This is a genomic window from Parahaliea maris, assembly GCF_008064665.1.
GTDB classification, from domain to species: domain Bacteria; phylum Pseudomonadota; class Gammaproteobacteria; order Pseudomonadales; family Halieaceae; genus Parahaliea; species Parahaliea maris.
Map to the genome: position 1 here is coordinate 1 of NZ_VRZA01000022.1, position 1,432 is coordinate 1,432.

Below are 1,432 nucleotides of genomic sequence, written 5' to 3' on the forward strand. Positions count from 1 at the left end.
GAGCCCCCATGGATGATGAGATGGTCTCCTCCCCCACCTTTATCGGCGTCGCGATGCGCCAAAATAGATATGTCGATCTATTTGAGGATCTGAGGAGATCCGGGAGGAGGAGACCATGACTAAGCATAGTGTGATTGGACTGGATTTGGCAAAAAACAGTAACGCCCTTGTGGCTTACGACGGCACAGGCAAGCCCCTCTGGCGCAAGACGAAGAGTCGAACCCAGCTGCGGCAATTCCTGGCCCAGCAGCCCGTGAGTACCGTGGTGATGGAAGCCTGTTCCGGTGCCCACTTTCTCGCACAACAGATTGAGCAGATGGGCCATACCGCCGTGCTCTACCCGCCCAAGCATGTGAAGAGCTACCAGCGAGGCCAGAAGAATGACTACAACGATGCCCGCGCCCTGGTGGAAGCACACCAGCACGGTCATTTACGCCCAGTGCCCGTCAAAAGCGTCGAACAGCAGGATGCGGCGCTGGTCGTGTTGCAACGCAAACAGCTGAAGGAAGAACAAATTCGGCTGGGCAATCAAATGCGAGCCCTGCTCGCCGAGCGGGGACTGGCCCTCCCTGTGGGGGTTGGCGCGCTCAAAGCGGGTGTGCCCAGGGTGCTTGAAGACGCCAGTAATAGCCTGACCAACGTGGTACGCCATATCCTGGCGCAGGCGTATACGCGCTACCTCGGGCTGCTGGAAGAACTCGCCTGGTACGACCGACAGCTGGCGCGGCAGGCTCGCGAGGACGACGTTTGCCGGCGCCTGTGTGGTGTGCCCGGGATTGGCCCCATTGTTGCCGGTGTATTACAGGCCTGGATGGGGGACGGCCGGCAGTTCCGTCGGGGGCGTGATGCCTCCGCCGCACTCGGTCTGGTACCACGCCAGTTCAGTACCGGCGGCCGGGAGGTTTTGCTGGGGATCACCAAGCGGGGGAACCGCTACGTCCGCTCGCAGGTCGTCAACGGCGCGCAGGCGGTGTTGCGATACGCTGCGGGCAAGGATGACGCCCTGAGCCGCTGGGTCATGCGCCTGAAGCAGGCCCGGGGGCACAACAAGGCGGTAGTCGCCCTGGCGAACAAACTGGTCCGGATTGCCTGGGTGGTCATTGCCCGGGGCGAGACGTATCAGCCGAGAATGGCTGCTTGAGTCGTCTGAACGATCGATCAAGCCAAAACAAGGAAATACTGAGGAGGTACCTACCCCAAGGTTGCGAAGGCAGCGAACACGTGATGTCACCAACAGGTCAGACCGACCTGCCGAAAACCTGATGAACCCGAAGGCTACCCAAGCCGCTTGGATGATAAGGACGGCAGGTGCGAATACTCATCGAGGCCAGGGGTCACCAGCATTACCAGCCCCACAAACAGGCCGGATATATGGCAGCAACCTGTCCCTGACACCGAGTTCCAGCCTTGCATCGGGGGAGGAGACCATATA

The 1,432-nt window shown here is 60.5% G+C and carries 1 protein-coding gene; it reads left to right on the plus strand.

The window, feature by feature from the left end; genetic code table 11:
• Positions 1-115 precede the first annotated feature (115 nt).
• Positions 116-1,141, plus strand: a complete 1,026-nt coding sequence (locus FV139_RS20990; protein WP_148070456.1) for an IS110 family RNA-guided transposase — start codon at positions 116-118, stop codon at positions 1,139-1,141.
• Positions 1,142-1,432: the final 291 nt, after the last annotated feature.